General features: G+C 56.5%; 12 protein-coding genes and 3 tRNA genes. 12 read left to right on the top strand and 3 right to left on the bottom strand.

Going from position 1 to position 13,882, the window contains the following annotated elements; translation table 11 throughout:
* Positions 1–85: 85 nt before the first annotated feature.
* The gene (locus EP166_RS21400; protein WP_246026188.1) at positions 86–397 is read left to right on the top strand and encodes a peptidoglycan DD-metalloendopeptidase family protein; all 312 of its coding nucleotides are present in this window, start codon (positions 86–88) and stop codon (positions 395–397) included.
* Between the two features lie 54 nt (positions 398–451).
* Positions 452–1,483 (top strand): RNA polymerase sigma factor RpoS, encoded by a 1,032-nt coding sequence (gene rpoS, locus EP166_RS00370; RefSeq protein ID WP_246026189.1) that lies wholly within the window; start codon positions 452–454, stop codon positions 1,481–1,483.
* 92 nt (positions 1,484–1,575) lie between these two features.
* Here rpoS and fdxA read toward each other — a convergent pair whose 3' ends face one another.
* Both fdxA and mutS read right to left on the bottom strand, forming a co-directional pair.
* Complete coding sequence (gene fdxA, locus EP166_RS00375; protein WP_127554848.1) at positions 1,576–1,899, bottom strand: ferredoxin FdxA; 324 nt, start codon at positions 1,897–1,899, stop codon at positions 1,576–1,578.
* A gap of 157 nt (positions 1,900–2,056) precedes the next feature.
* Positions 2,057–4,639 carry a DNA mismatch repair protein MutS gene (gene mutS, locus EP166_RS00380; RefSeq protein ID WP_164743854.1) on the bottom strand — a complete coding sequence of 861 codons (2,583 nt, stop codon included), beginning with the start codon at positions 4,637–4,639 and terminating at the stop codon, positions 2,057–2,059.
* Positions 4,640–4,708: 69 nt separating this feature from the next.
* Between mutS and EP166_RS00385 the strand changes: the two genes are divergently transcribed.
* The 9 genes from EP166_RS00385 to EP166_RS00425 all read left to right on the top strand — a co-directional run bounded on the left by EP166_RS00385 (position 4,709) and on the right by EP166_RS00425 (position 12,231).
* The gene (locus EP166_RS00385; RefSeq protein WP_246026190.1) at positions 4,709–5,197 is read left to right on the top strand and encodes a CinA family protein; all 489 of its coding nucleotides are present in this window, start codon (positions 4,709–4,711) and stop codon (positions 5,195–5,197) included.
* Positions 5,198–5,283: 86 nt separating this feature from the next.
* Entirely contained in the window at positions 5,284–6,372 is a 1,089-nt protein-coding gene (gene recA, locus EP166_RS00390) for a recombinase RecA (RefSeq protein WP_127554849.1), read from the top strand.
* A gap of 71 nt (positions 6,373–6,443) precedes the next feature.
* Complete coding sequence (locus EP166_RS00395) at positions 6,444–6,920, top strand: regulatory protein RecX (protein ID WP_127554850.1); 477 nt, start codon at positions 6,444–6,446, stop codon at positions 6,918–6,920.
* Between the two features lie 335 nt (positions 6,921–7,255).
* Positions 7,256–9,859 (top strand): alanine--tRNA ligase, encoded by a 2,604-nt coding sequence (gene alaS / locus EP166_RS00400; protein WP_127554851.1) that lies wholly within the window; start codon positions 7,256–7,258, stop codon positions 9,857–9,859.
* 112 nt (positions 9,860–9,971) lie between these two features.
* A complete protein-coding gene (locus tag EP166_RS00405; RefSeq protein WP_127554852.1) occupies positions 9,972–11,204 on the top strand; it encodes an aspartate kinase in 1,233 nt (410 codons plus the stop codon).
* 251 nt (positions 11,205–11,455) lie between these two features.
* Entirely contained in the window at positions 11,456–11,650 is a 195-nt protein-coding gene (csrA, locus tag EP166_RS00410) for a carbon storage regulator CsrA (RefSeq protein ID WP_028670139.1), read from the top strand.
* A gap of 106 nt (positions 11,651–11,756) precedes the next feature.
* Positions 11,757–11,846, top strand: a tRNA-Ser gene (locus tag EP166_RS00415).
* 86 nt (positions 11,847–11,932) lie between these two features.
* Positions 11,933–12,009: transfer RNA gene (locus EP166_RS00420), tRNA-Arg, on the top strand.
* Between the two features lie 145 nt (positions 12,010–12,154).
* Positions 12,155–12,231: transfer RNA gene (locus EP166_RS00425), tRNA-Arg, on the top strand.
* Between the two features lie 113 nt (positions 12,232–12,344).
* On the opposite strand, the gene EP166_RS00430 is transcribed toward EP166_RS00425, so the two are convergent.
* A complete protein-coding gene (locus EP166_RS00430) occupies positions 12,345–13,307 on the bottom strand; it encodes a tRNA-dihydrouridine synthase (protein ID WP_127554853.1) in 963 nt (320 codons plus the stop codon).
* A gap of 334 nt (positions 13,308–13,641) precedes the next feature.
* Here EP166_RS00430 and EP166_RS00435 point away from each other — a divergent pair, with 334 nt between their 5' ends.
* A complete protein-coding gene (locus EP166_RS00435) occupies positions 13,642–13,872 on the top strand; it encodes an OadG family protein (RefSeq protein ID WP_127554854.1) in 231 nt (76 codons plus the stop codon).
* Positions 13,873–13,882 lie beyond the last annotated feature (10 nt).

The following is a 13,882-nucleotide window of genomic DNA, read 5'->3' on the forward strand; positions in this document are numbered from 1 at the left end:
TTCGTCGGAAAATGCCAGTAATAATAATCAGTTAACTTGGGTGTGGCCGCACGATGGGAAAATAGTGCGAACATTTGACTCTAATGTGTCCGATCGTAAAGGCGTTGATCTGACCGGTGAGATTGGAGATTCTGTGGTTGCGGCGGCAGCGGGTTCCGTTGTCTACGCAGGAAATGGTTTGCCTGGTTATGGCAACCTGATCATCCTCGAACATCAGGGCTCCCTACTGAGTGCCTACGCATTCAATCAGGAATTGCTGGTGGCGGAGCAGGATCAGGTCAGCGCAGGGCAAGCCATTGCCCGAATGGGCAGGCAGGGTGACCAGCCCAGCCTGCACTTCGAGATACGGCAAGAGGGTAAGCCCGTCGATCCAATGAGGTTTTTGCCTCGGCGGTAACCGGGTTTTTTCCGGCCACAGGGCTTATGCCCTATATCGCACAGGTGAATGACTATGGCAGCACTCCGGGAACTCAACTCTGACATTGCAGAAGATACGTTCACTCCGTATACCAATTTACTCGATACCCCCAACGATGAGGTCAGCGCCACTGAGAAGGCGGAGGCGGATGACGCCACCGAGCTCGATTGCGAGGCCGATTCCGACACCGAATTTCGCGATGCCGTCAATAATCTCAGTGGCATGCAACGCTCGCTCGACGCGACGCAGATGTACCTGAATGAAATCGGTTTTTCACCGCTGCTCAGCCCCGAAGAGGAAGTCTATTTTGCCCGGTTGGCGCAGAAAGGAGAGCCGGCGGGGCGTAAGCGGATGATTGAGAGCAACTTGCGGCTGGTGGTAAAAATCGCACGGCGCTATCTCAACCGCGGGCTGACGCTGCTTGATCTGATTGAAGAAGGCAATCTCGGTCTTATTCGCGCGGTTGAAAAGTTTGATCCGGAGCGTGGCTTCCGATTTTCAACCTACGCGACCTGGTGGATCCGCCAGACCATAGAGCGCGCTATCATGAACCAGACGCGCACCATTCGTTTACCCATTCATGTGGTTAAAGAGTTGAATGTGTATCTGCGCGCTGCCCGTGAACTGACGCAAAAGCTCGATCACGAGCCAACGGCAGAAGACATTGCCGAGCTGCTTGAGCGGCCCATTGAAGACGTGAAGCGCATGCTGGCGCTGAATGAACGTGTGACTTCGGTAGATACACCCCTGGGGCCATCTTCCGAGAAGAACTTGCTCGACACCATTGCCGATGAAAAATCGGTAGACCCGTCCGAAACCCTGCAAGACGATAACCTGCGGCTCAGTATCGATCACTGGCTTGATGAACTGTCCGAAAAACAGCGGGAAGTCGTCGCACGGCGGTTTGGTCTGCGCGGTTTTGAAACCAGTACTCTGGAAGAGGTAGGGCGCGAAATCGGCCTCACCCGTGAACGCGTGAGGCAGATACAGGTAGAAGCCCTGCGGCGCTTGCGTGACATTATGGAAAAACAGGGTTTGTCGGCCACCGCACTGTTTGGCGCCTGAATTTATAGACTCGGCGACTGGTATTTCAGTAATAGTCAAAGCCTAAAAAAAAGCGCCTCAGGGCGCTTTTTTTATGAGGAACAGTCAGCCGTTTACCGGGCCAGGGCTGCTCGCTTGCCGGGTACACCGTTTTGTTCGTCGGCATCGGCGGGCGGGTCTTTTCGCTCGGTAATATTGGGCCAAACTTCTGCCAGTTCGGCATTCAGTTCTACAAATTCAATTTGGTCTTCTGGTACCTCATCTTCCGAGAGGATGGCCTCGGCCGGACATTCCGGTTCACACAGCGCACAGTCGATGCACTCGTCCGGATGAATGACCAGAAAGTTCGGGCCTTCGTAGAAGCAATCCACCGGGCAGACTTCCACGCAGTCGGTGTATTTGCACTTGATGCAGTTCTCGAGAACAACGAATGTCATCGGGCCCTTCTCCCAATACCTGATGCTGAGTGTGTGCGTATTCTAGTGGCAGGTTCAGACCCCCTCAAGTGAGATCTAAGACCAAATACCCAAGGCTTTATAGCCAATTAGAATATAAATGGTGTTTTTAGACTTTAATGGCTCTAAAACCGGCAGCTTACCGTTTTTCCTGCTGTTCGGCCAGCCAGTTCAGAGCCTGCAGTGGCGTCATTCTGCTCAGATCAAGCTCGCGCAGTGCCTCAACCAATGGGTGAGTCTCCGCGGCGAACAAGTCATTTTGCTGGGGTGCCGGGGCCGGATCGGTTGCCCGGCCTGATCGAGGCTCCGGGCGTGCGGGTGCGCGTTCCAGGTCGCTCAGTTTGGCGCGGGCACTGGCGATAACTCCGTCCGGTACGCCTGCCAGTCGTGCTACCTGAATACCAAAACTCTGGCTCGCCGGGCCAGCTTGCACCCGATGCAGGAACACCAGTTTATCGTCGTGCTCAGTGGCATCCAGGTGCAGGTTGCTGGCCTGGCGGTTGTGCTCGGGCAGGGCGGTCATTTCGAAATAATGGGTCGCGAACAGGGTCAGGGCGTGAGTGTGCTGCACCAGGTGTTCGGCAGCGGCCCAGGCCAGCGACAAACCGTCGAAGGTGCTGGTACCCCGGCCGACTTCGTCCATGATGACCAGGCTGTTGGGCGTGGCATTGTGCAGAATGTTCGCGGTTTCGGTCATCTCTACCATGAAGGTCGATCGCCCGCCGGCGATGTCGTCCGATGAACCCATGCGGGTAAAGATGCGGTCCAGTTTGCCGATGCGCGCTTCCCGAGCGGGTACAAAGCTGCCTATGTGCCCCAGCAACGCAATAACAGCGGCCTGGCGCATGTAGGTACTTTTACCGCCCATATTGGGGCCGGTGATTACCTTCAGGGTGATGTCGCCGTTCAGCTCCAGATCATTCGGCACAAAAGGCGTTTCAGTGACGGCCTCGACGACCGGGTGGCGACCCTCGCGGATGATCAGTTCGGCGTCGTCGCTCAGGGTAGGGGCTGTCCACTGATAGCGGTCGGCGCAGGAAGCCAGCGCCATCAGGGTATCCAGCTGGGCCAGGGCGCGACCCAGTTGCTGCAGGGTAAGCAGGTCGTCGGCCAGCGACCGGACCAATTGCTCGTAGAGGAACTTCTCGCGCGACAGCGCCCGGCTTTTGGCACTGAGTGCCTTGTCTTCAAATTGTTTGAGTTCCGGGGTAATGAACCGCTCGGCGTTTTTCAGCGTCTGGCGTCGGCTGTAATCGACCGGTGCCTGTGCAGACTGTGCCTTGCTGATCTCGATGTAATAGCCATGGACGCGGTTGTAGCCAACTTTCAGGGTGCTCAGGCCGGTGCGCTCCCGCTCCCGGGTTTCCAGCTGGATCAGAAAGTCGCTGGCATTGGTGTCGAGCCCGCGCAGTTCATCCAGCTCTTCATCAAAACCAGGCGCTATGACACCGCCGTCACGAATCACCACCGGCGGGTTGTCAATCAGCGCGCGGTCCAGTGTATCGAGCCAGACAGGCTGTTCCTTGAGGTCGTCGCGCAGTTGTTGCAGGCGGGGCGAGTCGAGCGGGGTCAGCAAGCGCTGCAGGTCGGGCAGTTGGGCCAGAGTGCTGCGCAGGCGGATCAGGTCGCGGGGCCGAGCCGAGCCCAGGGCGATGCGTGACAGAACCCGTTCGATATCGCCAATGGGCTTGAGTGCTGATTTGACCTCTTCAAACACAAAGTCGGTCAGCAAGGTGGTGACGGCATGGTGGCGATGTTGCAGCTCGGTCCGGTCACGCAAGGGGCGACCTAGCCAGCGACGCAACAGTCGACTGCCCATGGTCGTGGCGCAGTGGTCCATTAACTGGAACAGCGTATTGTCTTCCTCGCCGCGGACATTGATGTCGATCTCAAGATTCCTGCGCGAGGCGGCATCCAGTATGACGGCTTCATCCTGGCGTTCCGGGACAATGGAGCGAATATGGGGTAGGGCGCTTTTTTGCGTATCGCTGGCGTAGTTGAGCAGGCAACCGGCGGCCTGCAGCGCCAGCGGCATGTCCTCGACGCCGAACCCGCTCAGATCGCGGGTCCCCATTTGTTGGGTCAGCGCCTGACGGGCGCTGTCCAGATCGAACAGCCAGACGGGCTGGTGACGGATAGCCGTGCGCGTAATGAGTTCAGGAGCCGGGTGGTCTTCAGGTAACAGCAATTCGCTCGGGCGCAGGCGTTCTAGCTCCGCGCTCAGCGCTTCCCCGTCTTTCAGTAGCTGAACAGTAAAGCGGCCGGAGGCCATGTCCAGCGCGGCCAGTCCGTAATCATTGTGCCCGGGCCAGACCGCGACCAGCAAGCTTTCCTGCCGGTCGCTGAGAAAGGCTTCATCGCTCAGCGTGCCGGGGGTCAGTACCCGTACGACCTTACGCTCCACCGGCCCCTTGCTGGTAGCCGGATCGCCGATTTGTTCGGCAATGGCCACGGTATGGCCCTGGCGCACCAGGCGGCCGATATACCCTTCGGCCGCGTGGTAGGGAATGCCAGCCATGGGGATGGGTTCACCGGCGCTTTGTCCGCGCTGGGTCAGGGTGATGTCAAGCAGGCGCGCGGCCTGTTTGGCATCCTGATAAAACAGTTCGTAAAAGTCCCCCATGCGATAAAACACCAGATCGTTCGGGTGTGCCTGCTTTATTTGCAGGTACTGTTGCATCATGGGGGTGTGTTGCATTTTACTGGCACTGGTTGGCGGCATAGGGTCGGCTTGATGGCTGGCTTTAGATCGACCGCCCATGGTATTCGAATCACCGACAGGATGAAATGCATGACGGCTTCTGAAATGCCCGCAGCGGAAAAACTGGTGACGGCACTGGCGCAACAACTGATGTCATCGGGCTGGCGTATGGTGACCGTAGAGAGCTGTACCGGTGGTGCGATTGGCGGAATGATTACCGATCTTGCCGGTAGCTCCGACTGGTATGAAGGCGGCTGGATCACTTATTCGAATGCGCTTAAGGAGCAGTTGGGAGTGCCCCCCGAAGCGATAGTAGGGCACGGAGCCGTGAGCGAACCGGTGGCGCTGGCTATGGCGGAACAGGGCCGGTTGCGAGCCGGTGTTGACGTAGCTGTTGCGGTAACCGGGGTTGCCGGCCCGGCCGGAGGCAGTGCCGAAAAACCGGTAGGTACCGTCTGGATCGCCTGGGCCTGGCCCGGCGGGATTGAGGCGACGTTATTTCACTTTGAAGGTGACCGCAACCGGGTGCGCAACCAGGCTGCGTTGCAGGCGTTACAGGGCCTGCAGCAAAGACTTTGAATTAATCGGGTCAACCGGCTTGTCAGGGTCGGTCACCCTGTGTAAGAATACTGGTCATTCATACAGGCTTTTGATGGGGGAACACCATGGACGCGAACAAAGAAAAAGCGCTAACGGCAGCACTTAGCCAGATTGAACGTCAGTTTGGCAAGGGCTCGGTCATGCGCATGGGGGATCAGAAGCACATCCAGATCCCGTCCATTTCAACCGGTTCTCTGGGGCTGGATATCGCGTTAGGCATTGGTGGTTTGCCCAAGGGCCGGGTTGTTGAAATCTATGGCCCTGAATCCTCCGGTAAAACGACGCTGACGCTGCAAGTTATTGCCGAAGCCCAAAAAGCGGGCGGAACCTGCGCCTTCGTCGATGCAGAGCACGCACTGGATCCGTCTTACGCCAACAAGCTGGGCGTGAATGTGGATGACCTGCTGGTGTCGCAGCCCGATACCGGCGAACAGGCTCTGGAAATTGCCGACATGCTGGTCCGTTCCAACGCGGTCGACGTGATCGTTATCGACTCCGTGGCAGCCCTGGTGCCCAAGGCTGAAATTGAAGGCGAAATGGGTGACATGCACGTTGGTTTGCAGGCTCGCCTGATGTCCCAGGCACTGCGCAAGATCACCGGTAACATCAAGACAGCCAATTGCCTGGTGATTTTCATTAACCAGATCCGTATGAAGATTGGCGTTATGTTCGGCAGCCCGGAAACCACAACCGGCGGTAATGCCCTGAAGTTCTACTCATCCGTTCGCCTCGATATCCGGCGCACCGGTACCATCAAGGAAGGCGATGAAGTCGTCGGTTCCGAGACCCGGGTTAAAGTCGTCAAGAACAAGATTGCCCCGCCATTCAAGCAAGCCGAGTTCCAGATTCACTACGGCAAGGGCATTTACCACATGGGCGAAGTAATTGATTTGGGCGTCAAGCTCGGGTTGATCGAGAAGGCTGGTGCCTGGTATAGCTATCAGGGCGACAAAATTGGCCAGGGCAAAGCCAATGCCGCCAAGTTCCTTGAAGACAACCTGGAAATTGCCAAGACCATTGAAGGCAAAATCCGCGATGCCTACCTGGTCAGTAACGCACCCAAGGAAGACCCTGCCAAGGCTGAAACTGAAGCCGCAGAGGCAGCCCCCGAGGCGGCGGCTACTCCGGCTAAAAAAGGTAAAGCGGAAGTCTGATTGCATGATCTGCCTGCATTGCCTTCCCCTGGCTGAAGGGCTCGCACTGGCGAGCCCGGAGTGCACCTGGCATGGCTGAGAAAACACCCTGGAACACGGCGCTGAATATGCTTGCGCGCAGGGAATACAGCCAGTCCGAGCTACGAACCCGGTTAACCGATCGGTTTCCCGATCAGCCCGATGCCGTTGAAGCAGCTCTGTTGCGTCTGGTTGAGACCGGCCTGCAGAACGATGAACGCTACGCCGAAGCTTTTTTGCGCTCGCAGATCAACCGGTCGAGAGGGCCGGTTCGGGTACAGCACGAAGCCCGGCAAAAAGGGGTGGCCGAATTGGTCCTGCCGTTACTCGATGAGTGGGATATCGACTGGTTTGAACTGGCCTTGGATGCGGCTCGCCGCAAGTTGGGGTCATCCGATCCCGCCGATCAGAAAATCCGGGCGCGCCTCGCGCGCTTTCTGGCATACCGGGGTTTTAGTGGGGATCATGTTCGCCACTCTCTGGAGGCTTTGCGGAGCGAAGACTCAACAGACACTGACGGATTCGACTGACCATTCCAGCCTCCTGACCGCAGAGCAGGGCGAAGTGCCGAATATAGGGCTGATGGCCCAAGCGCTATTTCGCAGTCATAACACGACCTGCTCCCCTTCCTATCTGCCTGTCCGCAGGCGTCCCTACTGGTGTCGGCCCCGGCATCTGTGTACTATTGCGCCCTTTAAACCCTGCTGGCAAGGCCCGAAGCCTGCTGACAGAATTTTCGGGTTTTCAGTCTGAAGGCAATCGTTCAGCTGGTGCACTGCGTAAGGCACTCTGTGTTGCATTTTTCGGACTAAACCCCACCCCAGATATTGTTTATTCACGTGCGGAACAGGACGTCAGACTGACCATGAAAACCTCTGAAATACGCCGACGCTTCTTGGATTATTTTATCAGCCAAGGCCACAGCGAAGTCGACAGTGCCCCTCTGATACCGGGCAATGACCCTACGCTGTTGTTTACCAACGCGGGTATGGTGCAGTTTAAAGACGTTTTTCTGGGAACTGATAAGCGCGACTACTCGCGAGCCACGACATCACAGCGTTGTGTCCGCGCTGGCGGCAAACACAATGACCTGGAGAATGTCGGCTATACCGCACGTCACCACACCTTTTTTGAGATGCTGGGCAACTTCAGTTTCGGCGACTATTTCAAGCGAGATGCCATCCGATTTGCCTGGACCTTCCTGACGCAAGAACTGGGTTTGCCAAAAGAGCGACTCTGGGTGACGGTATTTCACGACGATGATGAGGCCGCCGATATCTGGATCAATGAAATTGGCGTGCCGGCCGACCGCCTGTCGCGGCTTGGCGAAAAAGACAATTTCTGGATGATGGGCGATACTGGGCCCTGCGGTCCTTGCTCGGAAATCTTTTATGATCATGGCCCTGAGGTTCCCGGTGGTCCTCCGGGCAGTCCGGATGATGATCTGGATCGCTATATCGAGATCTGGAACCTGGTGTTCATGCAATTTGACCAACTGGAAGACGGTACTCGGGTGCCATTACCGAAGCCGTCTGTCGATACCGGCATGGGCCTTGAGCGACTGGCGGCCGTATTGCAGTCGGTTCATTCAAATTATGAAATTGACCTGTTTCAGCAACTGATTCGCGCGACGATGGACGTGACCGGGTGCAATGATATTGAAAACCGGTCGTTGCGCGTTATCGCCGACCATATTCGATCCAGTGCCTTCCTGATCGTTGACGGCATTGTTCCCTCGAACGAAGGGCGGGGCTACGTGTTGCGCCGCATCATTCGCCGCGCCGTCCGACATGGCCACAAGCTGGGTCAGAATGAGGCATTTTTCTTCCGCCTGGTCGATGCGCTGGCTATCGAGATGGGCGGTGCCTACCCCGAGCTGGTGACACTGAAAGATCACGTCAAAAAGGTTCTGCGCTTGGAAGAAGAGCAGTTCGCGCGGACGCTCGAGCATGGCATGCAAGTCCTTGAAGACGGCATTGCAGGGATTGACGGTAAGGTATTGCCTGGTGAACTGGTGTTCCGGCTGTACGATACCTATGGCTTCCCGGCGGATTTGACAGCGGATGTTGCTCGCGAGCGGGATCTTGAGATTGATCAGGCCGGGTTCGACCAGCACATGGAAGCCCAGCGCGATCGCGCCCGCTCAGCGAACAAGTTCAAAATGGATCGCAATCTCGATCTCGGGCTGCCAGGTCAAACCCGGTTTTTGGGTTACGATTCCTTGCTGGGCGAAGGCAAGGTCATCGCCCTGTTGCGTGACAACGAACGTGTCGAGCGTCTGCAGGCAGGCGACTCGGGCGTTGTCATTCTGGATCAGACGCCGTTCTATGGTGAATCGGGCGGGCAGGTGGGCGATCACGGCCAGCTGAGTGCCGACGGCGTTGTAGTCAATGTTGACGACTGCACCAAGTTGCAGGGTCATCATCTGCACCATGCCGAGGTGGTGCAGGGCAATATCGCCGTGGGCGACCGCTTGAGTGCCACCGTTGCACGTGAAGAGCGCAGCAACACGGCCCGTCACCACAGCGCTACTCACCTACTCCATGCTGCCCTGCGAGAAATTCTGGGTGAGCACGTTCAGCAGAAAGGTTCGTTGGTCACCTTCGACAAGCTGCGTTTTGACTTTTCCAATCTCGAAGCGGTCACTGCAGAGCAAATCACCGTGATTGAACAGCGTGTGAACGAACAAATACTCGCCAATACACCGGTGCAGACCGAGCTGATGAGCATTGATGCTGCCAAGGCAGCCGGGGCCATGGCCCTGTTTGGTGAAAAATACGACAGCGAGGTTCGGGTGCTGAGCATGGGTACCGAAGGCTTTTCCAAAGAGCTGTGTGGCGGTACTCACGTCAGCCGGACCGGCGACATTGGCTTGTTCCGCATCGTATCTGAAAGCGGGATCGCTTCCGGGGTACGTCGCATTGAGGCCGTTACCGGCCCCTATGCGCTGGCGAGTATGCAGCAGCAAGACGCCTTGTTGCAGCAATTGGCAGCGACGCTCAAGTGCGCGCCGGACCAGCTCGTTGACCGTACTCAGCAGTCTCAGCAGCGTATCCGTGAGCTTGAGAAGAGCCTTGAACAGGTGAATAACAAGCTTGCTTCAGCCGCAGGCAGTGATTTGGCGGCCGGCGCTCAGAGCATCGGTGGCGTTAAGGTTCTGTCGGCTGAGTTGGAAGGGGCTGATGCGAAAACACTGCGCTCTACCATGGACCAACTCAAGGACAAACTGGGTACGGCCGTTATCGTTTTGGCGGTAAAGGACGGTGCCAAGGTTCAAATCGCCGCTGGTGTTACCAAAGATACGCTCGGCAAGATTAAGGCTGGCGATCTGGTGAACCACGTTGCTGGTCAGGTGGGAGGCAAGGGTGGTGGCAAGCCGGATATGGCCATGGCCGGTGGCAGTCAGCCAGAGCACCTTGCTGCCGCACTGGCTAGCGTCGTGCCCTGGGTTACAGAGCATCTTGCCTGAGCATTAATCGTCGTCACCGCGCGGGTGTATGGCATTCGCGGGGTTGAGACATTGAGGGGCAGGGTGCGATCAACCCTGTTTAACATACAGCTACTGTTTCGGAACGGGTCCCATGGCTCTGTACGTCCAGAAATACGGCGGCACCTCGGTTGGTACGACCGACCGGATAGAGCATGTCGCTGATAAAGTGAAATCGTTTTGCGATAATGGCCACGATGTGGTCGTTGTCGTATCCGCCATGAGCGGCGAGACCAACCGCCTGTTGTCATTGGCTTCTGCCATTACCGATCAGCCCAACCCGCGCGAGATGGATGTTCTGGTCTCGACTGGCGAGCAGGTCACCATTGCCTTGTTGAGCATGGCGTTGCAGAAGCGGGGCTGCTCGGCCCGGTCCTACACCGGTGACCAGGTGCGGATAGTGACCGACAGCGCCCATACCAAGGCGCGCATCAAGCATATTGATGTCGAGGCAATACAGAATGACCTGAAGACCGGCCGTGTGGTCGTCGTGGCCGGTTTTCAGGGGGTTGATGAGCTGGGCAACACAACCACGCTGGGGCGTGGCGGGTCTGATACCACCGCCGTGGCGCTGGCTGCGGCGCTGAAGGCCGATGAGTGCCAGATTTACACCGATGTCGACGGTGTTTACACAACCGACCCCAGAGTGGTCGACAGTGCCCGGCGCCTCGACAAGATAACCTTTGAAGAAATGCTGGAAATGGCCAGCCAGGGATCTAAGGTGTTGCAGATCCGCTCGGTTGAATTTGCTGGCAAGTACAACGTTCCGCTGCGGGTTTTGTCGAGTTTCGTCGATGGCCCGGGCACTTTGATTACGCTGGAGGAAGAACAGCCAATGGAACAGCCGGTGATTTCAGGCATTGCCTTTAACCGCGATGAAGCCAAACTGACCGTGCTGGGTGTGCCGGATATCCCCGGTGTGGCTAGTCGCATTCTGGGGCCGGTTAGTGCTGCAAATATAGAAGTGGATATGATCGTGCAGAACGTGGCCGATGATAACACCACGGATTTCACCTTTACGGTGCACCGCAATGACTTTGAACGTGTCAAAAAGGTGCTGAACGAAGTTGGCAATGACCTGGGGGCGCGTGAAGTCCGCGGCGATGCCAACATTGCCAAGGTCTCGATTGTTGGTGTTGGCATGCGCTCTCATGCTGGTGTAGCGTCGAAAATGTTCGATACACTGGCGGCAGAGAACATCAACATACAAATGATTTCTACGTCTGAGATCAAGGTCGCCGTTGTTATTGCCGAACGCTACCTTGAACTGGCAGTACGTGCGCTCCATTCTGCCTTTGAGCTGGATGCGCGTGAGCAGAATCGTTAAACCGGTCAGGTATCGGTTTCGATAGCGAAAGGCCTGCATTCCACTGCCCGGAATGTCAGGCTGTAAAGTGCGGATAAAGACGGATTATTGCAGAAATGTGGACAGTCCGGCTTTATTTTTAATGTATGTGGTCAATACTCTGATGTGTATTTGTTAAAAGGATGTTGGTCCCCAGGAATGGGCCACCACTGACAAATGGCACAACCAGGAGCTGGATACTGGAAGTTTCCAGAACATTTAGGAGAGTTTAGATGCTTATTTTGACGCGCCGCGTAGGTGAAACACTCATGATCGGTGATGAAGTCACTGTGACTGTGTTGGGGGTCAAGGGTAATCAGGTTCGTATTGGTGTTAATGCCCCCAAGGACGTTGCTGTGCACCGTGAAGAAATCTATCAGCGTATTCAGCGCGAGATGGGTCACCCCGAAGGTGAGGATGATCTGTAGGCAGCCAAGGCCCAAGCATGTTGATGAAATGGAGCTAATCGCTTCATTTTATTGAAGTTTTTCCTTTTCTTTTGTGAAAAACATGATAACATGCGCGCCGTTGTTTGGAGAGATGGCCGAGTGGCTGAAGGCGCACCCCTGCTAAGGGTGTATAGGAGAAATCCTATCGAGGGTTCGAATCCCTCTCTCTCCGCCATTGTTTTCTGTCAGGGCTGAAGGCTTAAAACCGCAAGCTGCCGACTGAAAAGCAAGGCGAAAACGGAGACGGTTTCGCCAATCTACGCGCCCGTAGCTCAGCTGGATAGAGTACCTGGCTACGAACCAGGCGGTCGCACGTTCGAATCGTGCCGGGCGCGCCATTACTACTGGTATCACCAACTTACTGGTTGTTGATGCAGGCAGAGTGGAGTTAGAAAGCAACAGAGCAGACAGTGCAGCGTACGCGCCAGCGTAGCTTGCTTGAAAGACCTCTCGCACCGGTGAGGTAAAACTTCGGTGTTGTACGCGCCCGTAGCTCAGCTGGATAGAGTACCTGGCTACGAACCAGGCGGTCGCACGTTCGAATCGTGCCGGGCGCGCCATTTCTACTTCCACCTTCTACCTTGTGGTTTGTCTGTTAAGTCAACTGCAGCGCTTTATCCCGCTTTTATTCATTGCCACCATTCTGCTGCTAATGTGGCAAGCCGTTATTCGATCAGTCTTTTGCCATGCCCTCGGGGTCTGCTTCCAAAGCCCGGATCAGGGTGTCTAGCGTTGATAGGGAACGTTCGGCGCGGACTTTTTGCCACAAGCGTTCGGCATCCGGATGAACTGCCCTAAGATGATTAAGCCATTGTTTTAGGCGCCCCGCACAGTATTTTTCTGGCATATCCCGGCGCACTTCGCGCCAGAACTGACCAATTAAGCCGCTTAACCGCGCCCATGCCATGGGCGTCTCGTCATTATGGCGAATGCGCTGGGCCAGATCAGGGTGCCGGATGGCACCGCGACCCAGCATGATGTCCGGGGTTCCTGCAATGTGACAACATGCCCGGTAATCGGCCGGTGACCAGACATCGCCATTGGCGATCAGTGGTATGGTTATCGCGGCCCTTATGCGGGCGAGTTCATGCCAGTGAGCCGGTGGCGCATAGCCCTGAGCCCGGGTTCGTGCATGGACGGTCAGTTCAGTCGCGCCAGCGTCAGCAATGGCTCTGGCGTTATCGAGCATCAGGTCGGTATCGTCGTAACCCAGGCGCATTTTGGCCGAAACGACAAGGTGCGCCGGCAGTGCCTCCCGGACAGCTCTGACCACCTGATACAGGGTGTCTGGCTCGCGTAGCAGCACCGCGCCTCCCTGGCTGCGGTTTACCGTTTTGCTGGGGCAGCCGAAATTCAGATCAATACCATCCGAGCCCAGCGCTATGGCGCGTTGTGCGTTGGCAGCCAGAGCATCCAGATGGTTGCCCAGGAGCTGAACCCGAACCGGGGTACCACTGTCCGTTCGTCCGCCTTGCAAAAGTTCCGGACAGACGTTGTAAAAAACACTTTCCGGAAGCACTTGGTCCACGACGCGAACAAATTCTGAGACAACGCGATCAAAGCCGCCCTGCGCAGTTATCAGCCGACGCAGATAAACATCGGCAAGCCCTTCCATCGGGGCTAGAATCAGGCGCATGTCAGGCTCGTATTCACGGTGTGGTACTCTCAAATTGAGTGAAAAACAGCCGCGGAGTCTACCTGAGACCAAGGTCGAATCAAGGCCGAAAATCCCTGTCAATTCAGTATATTGCAACAGTTTGTTGCGAAAGTTGCTGAACTGGCCTCTGTTGCGCCAATTCTCGGATTTGGGGTACCCTACCGTCGCTCGGCGCTTTGCTGCTACCGGCAAAATCAGCCACTATCAACCATTCAGAGACAGAATTCAGGCCGGCGGTCAGGGTGCTGAACGCACCGTTGCAACGGTGGTTTGAAGGGCAACTCTACGGCCCGCCAACAATAAGGATCTCCTGATGTCCGAATTGCTAACAGAAGGGTTTTCGCTCCTGATCATGGGAATGGGTACCGTCTTCGTATTCTTAACCGTTCTGGTGATTGGTACCACCCTGATGTCCAGGGTCATAAACCGGTTTTTTGGCCAGCCCGAACCGGAACCCAGAGGCAAGCGTCGACCCGCTGCCGCAGAGGATTTGTCTGAACTGGCGGCGGTTGCCGCTGCTGTCAAGGCCGTGCATGGCCACTGACCATTGCCAA

Origin of the sequence: Saccharospirillum alexandrii (genome assembly GCF_004000275.1) — a bacterium.
GTDB lineage: Bacteria > Pseudomonadota > Gammaproteobacteria > Pseudomonadales > Natronospirillaceae > Saccharospirillum > Saccharospirillum alexandrii.

Excerpts from the sequence above, each read along its gene's own strand:
- rpoS (WP_246026189.1), top strand. The coding sequence starts at position 452 with ATGGCAGCACTCCGGGAACTCAACTCTGACATTGCAGAAGATACGTTC.
- EP166_RS00435 (WP_127554854.1), top strand. The coding sequence starts at position 13,642 with ATGTCCGAATTGCTAACAGAAGGGTTTTCGCTCCTGATCATGGGAATG.
- alaS (WP_127554851.1), top strand. The coding sequence starts at position 7,256 with ATGAAAACCTCTGAAATACGCCGACGCTTCTTGGATTATTTTATCAGC.
- csrA (WP_028670139.1), top strand. The coding sequence starts at position 11,456 with ATGCTTATTTTGACGCGCCGCGTAGGTGAAACACTCATGATCGGTGAT.
- EP166_RS00405 (WP_127554852.1), top strand. The coding sequence starts at position 9,972 with ATGGCTCTGTACGTCCAGAAATACGGCGGCACCTCGGTTGGTACGACC.
- EP166_RS00430 (WP_127554853.1), bottom strand. The coding sequence starts at position 13,307 with ATGCGCCTGATTCTAGCCCCGATGGAAGGGCTTGCCGATGTTTATCTG.
- fdxA (WP_127554848.1), bottom strand. The coding sequence starts at position 1,899 with ATGACATTCGTTGTTCTCGAGAACTGCATCAAGTGCAAATACACCGAC.
- recA (WP_127554849.1), top strand. The coding sequence starts at position 5,284 with ATGGACGCGAACAAAGAAAAAGCGCTAACGGCAGCACTTAGCCAGATT.
- EP166_RS00395 (WP_127554850.1), top strand. The coding sequence starts at position 6,444 with ATGGCTGAGAAAACACCCTGGAACACGGCGCTGAATATGCTTGCGCGC.
- mutS (WP_164743854.1), bottom strand. The coding sequence starts at position 4,639 with ATGCCGCCAACCAGTGCCAGTAAAATGCAACACACCCCCATGATGCAA.
- EP166_RS00385 (WP_246026190.1), top strand. The coding sequence starts at position 4,709 with ATGACGGCTTCTGAAATGCCCGCAGCGGAAAAACTGGTGACGGCACTG.